General features: G+C 47.0%; 3 protein-coding genes. 1 reads left to right on the top strand and 2 read right to left on the bottom strand.

Annotation, left to right across the window (positions count from 1 at the left end; all coding sequences use genetic code 11):
* Positions 1–4: 4 nt before the first annotated feature.
* The gene (gene typA / locus BOO20_RS07990; RefSeq protein WP_076791907.1) at positions 5–1,831 is read right to left on the bottom strand and encodes a translational GTPase TypA; all 1,827 of its coding nucleotides are present in this window, start codon (positions 1,829–1,831) and stop codon (positions 5–7) included.
* 174 nt (positions 1,832–2,005) lie between these two features.
* Here typA and BOO20_RS07995 point away from each other — a divergent pair, with 174 nt between their 5' ends.
* Positions 2,006–2,851: an inner membrane protein YpjD gene (locus tag BOO20_RS07995; RefSeq protein ID WP_076791909.1), complete on the top strand. Its 846-nt coding sequence runs from the start codon at positions 2,006–2,008 to the stop codon at positions 2,849–2,851.
* A gap of 12 nt (positions 2,852–2,863) precedes the next feature.
* Here BOO20_RS07995 and BOO20_RS08000 read toward each other — a convergent pair whose 3' ends face one another.
* Complete coding sequence (locus BOO20_RS08000; RefSeq protein ID WP_076791911.1) at positions 2,864–3,952, bottom strand: IS630 family transposase; 1,089 nt, start codon at positions 3,950–3,952, stop codon at positions 2,864–2,866.
* Between the last annotated feature and the right edge of the window lie 76 nt (positions 3,953–4,028).

Raw genomic sequence — 4,028 nt, forward strand, 5'->3', positions numbered from 1 at the left:
CCCCTCAGACGTTAGCTTTTTTCGTCGCCCGTGCCCTTGCGTTCGGGTCAAGCAGCTTCTTTCTCAGTCTGATGCTCTGTGGCGTTACCTCAAGAAGCTCATCATCGTTGATGAATTCAAGTGCCTGCTCCAGCGAAAGGATTTTAGGCGGGGTGAGGCGAAGCGACTCATCCGTACCCGAAGAGCGCATGTTGCTGAGCTTTTTGGTTTTGCAGACGTTCATGGTAATATCAAGACCTCTTGTGGACTCGCCGACAATCATTCCGGCATAAACCTTGGTGTTCGGCGAAACAAAGAAGGTTCCGCGATCTTCAAGAGCGCTGAGCGCATAAGCAACACAGATACCTGCTTCGGATACGATAAGTGCACCGGTTTCGCGTGAAGGGAGCTTGCCCTTGAACGGCTGGTAGTTAATGAAAACGTGTGACATGATTCCCTCTCCCTTGGTATCGGTCGTAAACTCAAGGTTGTAACCAATCAGCCCTCTGGTGGGTATTTCAAACTCAACCCTGACCATCCCGCCGCGAAGGGTGCCCATATGGGTCATCTCTGCCTTTCTGCGACCCATCTTTTCGATAATCACACCGGTGTACTCTTCAGGAATATCAATGGTCACATGTTCGATAGGCTCAAGCATCGTTCCCTGCTCATCATAATGCATGATCACCTCAGGCCTTGCAATGGCAAGCTCATAGCCTTCACGCCTCATGGTTTCGATCAGTACCGAGAGATGAAGCTCTCCCCTGCCCGAAACACGGAAGGTATCAGCGCTGTCGGTCTCCTCAACGTTGAGCGCGACGTTGGTCATTTGCTCTTTCATCAGACGCTCACGAATTTTGCGGCTGGTGACCTCTTTGCCTTCCAGACCGGCAAACGGGGAGTCGTTAACCGAAAAGAGCATGGAGAGGGTGGGCTTGCTGATTTCAAATGATTCCAGCGATACCGGTTCCTCAACTGATGCGAGCGTCAAACCGACTGTGGCATCGGGGATACCGGCGATGGCAATAATGTCGCCGGATGTCGCCTCCTTCGCCTCGATTTTCTGCACCTTGTCAAACTGGAAAACCTTTGTTACTGTGCCCTTTCCGACAATGCCGTCAGGAGAGACAACAACAAGCTGGCTTCCGGGGCTAACCTTGCCGCGATGAATGCGGCCGATAGCGATTTTACCGATGTAGTCGCTGTAGTCAAGCGTGGTCACCAGCATCTGGAAACCGCCGTCATCATGGGCAGCCGGAGCAGGAATCTCCTTGATGATCATATCGAGAAGGAGGCTCATATCACCATCTTCATCATCCATGCTGTATTTGGCAACACCGTTTTTGGCCGAGGTGAAGATATAGGGGAAATCAAGCTGATGCTCTTCGGCGCCGAGGGCAATAAAGAGATCAAGCACCTGATCGTGCACCTTGACCGGATCGGACTGGGGACGGTCGATCTTGTTGATAACCACTATCGGCTTCAGATGGAGTTCAAGCGCCTTTCGAAGCACAAATTTGGTCTGAGGCATCGGGCCCTCAAATGCATCAACCAGAAGCAGCACTCCGTCTACCATCTGCAGAATACGCTCAACCTCGCCACCAAAATCAGCGTGACCCGGTGTATCAACAATATTGATCTTGTGCTCTTTATAAATTGATGCTGCATTTTTTGAAAAAATAGTAATACCCCGCTCTCTCTCCTGGGGGTTTGAGTCAAGTACCCTTACATTGACCTGCTGATTATCCCTGAAGGCGCCTGTCTTCTGAAAGATCGAATCAACAAGTGTCGTTTTTCCATGATCAACGTGGGCGATAATGGCTATATTTCTGATATTCTTTGTATCACTCATCTTTTTTCCTTGTAAATAAACTATATTTATACCCCGTAACGGCCCGAATATACAATTTTTCTTTGTATTTATGGGCGCAATCTTTGTCCCCTGACAAGGAGCATCACATCGCTCTTTTACCGGAAGCCAAAGTAATTTTTTATCGTCCGGACACTTCCCCGCACCAAAAACACAATGAACAACATATTATTCAACAATCTTCCGCTTCTTGTTCTCAATCAGATAGTCTCGCTGCTCTATCTGGTGACCACATTTCTCTACGGAGCCCATTTTTTCAGTGATATCGAGTTTGCAAAACAGTACAAGCGCCCGCTGCTCAGCCTGACGGTAGTAACCCATGTGCTCTATCTCGGCCTTTTGACCTCCATCGAAGGGTACAAGATCAGCTATTCTACGGTAAATCTGATGACCATGGTAGCGCTTACCCTGACGATTATCTACCTCTTCATAGAGTTCACTACCAAAAGTGATAAAACAGGATTTTTTGTCATCTCCTTTGCATCAGGAGCGCAGCTTATCTCCTCAATCCTGACATCCCTGACCCCGAATACAGGAACAGCATTCACTGGTATCGGAATAGGTGTTCACCTGATGACAACCATTTTCGGATTCAGCGCCATAGCGATTGCAGGACTCTACAGTATTCTCTATCTCCTGCTCTTCCGGCAAATTGAACAGAACCGGTTTGAACTGCTCTTTCAGCGACTGCCGAATCTTGAAGTGCTTGAACGGCTTATCATGCATGCTGTGGCTTTCGGTTTTCTGTTTCTCTCAATCACGCTGTTTGCCGGCGTGGTCGAACAGCACGCGATCAAAGGCGCCGTCACCATCCTGGAGCCAAAGCTCATTACGCTTGTCATCATCTGGCTTATCTATGGCGCGAGTATCTTTATCAAGCCGATTATCGGATGGGACATCAAACACATGGCCTATCTCTTTATCGTTCTCTTCGTCTTTGTTACAGCGCTCATTGTACTCATGACCTTTTTTTCACCCACATTTCATACCCTGAGCCACTAGTGTCGTGAATGGTTAATCCTTTGTTTTATTTGTAAGACTATCTTTAGCCCGTTGAACCGATGCCAGAATTGCATTCGCGCTTTTCGTCCACCTGAACGGTTTTGCATGTTTTGCATTATGGACTTTTATAAAACGGTGAATTTCATCTCGCAACTCTTTGACATTACTGAAAACACCTCTGTAAAGCGCACGACGTTCCAACTGAGAAAACCAACCTTCAACTGCATTCAGCCATGAAGCGCTGGTTGGGGTAAAATGAACTTGAATACGCGGACGTTTTTCAAGCCAATCTTTTACTTCTTGCGTCTTATGGGTTGTGCTGTTATCAAGAATAAGGTGTAGTTCAAGTTCTTTTGGCGTTGAGCGTTCAACCTGACGGAGAAAATCAAGAAATTCTTTTGCCCGATGCCTGTTGGTAACTCGACCAATAACATTGCCTGTCAGAATATCAAACGCAGCATAGAGGCTTCTGGTGCCATTGCGTTTATAGTCGTGAGTTCTCCGTGCAATTTGCCCCGGTTTGAGTTGCAACATGGGTTGTGTCCGATCAAGGGCTTGAATCTGAGTCTTTTCATCAATGCTCAAAATCATGGCATTGTCGGGAGGATTCATGTATAAACCAACCACATCAACGACTTTCTCGGCAAACAGAGGATCATTACTGAACTTGAACGTTTTCAGCCAGTGCGGCTTTAGTTTTGCAGCTTTCCAGATTTCCTGTACCTGCCATACCGTTATTCCGGCATGCTTTGCCATAATCCGAAGGCTCCAATGCGTAGCTTCAGCCGGTATTTTTTCTTGGGTCAGCTTGAGTACCTCATTCACTTTATTCTGCGATAGCTTCCTTGGCTGTCCAGAGCGAGGTAAATCATGAATTCCTTTCAGCCCGGATGCTTGATACCGGGTCAGCCATTTATAGACGGTGTTGGTAGACGTGCCGAGTTCGGAGGCGACAGTATGTGCTGGTTGACCGGCATCACACAGGTTCAGAATTCTGGCACGCAAAACAATATTTTGGGAAGTTTTATGGGATCTCAGCAATGATTCAAGTTCCTGACGATCCTCTGGCTTTAACTGATAGACTTTATTCCTTCGTGCCATAATTGCATTATTAACAATGAGTTACTGCAATATAGCATTATTTATCATTATAACAATTAACTAACCAAACAATACA

Source organism: Chlorobium sp. KB01, assembly GCF_001975465.1.
Lineage (GTDB): Bacteria > Bacteroidota > Chlorobiia > Chlorobiales > Chlorobiaceae > Chlorobium.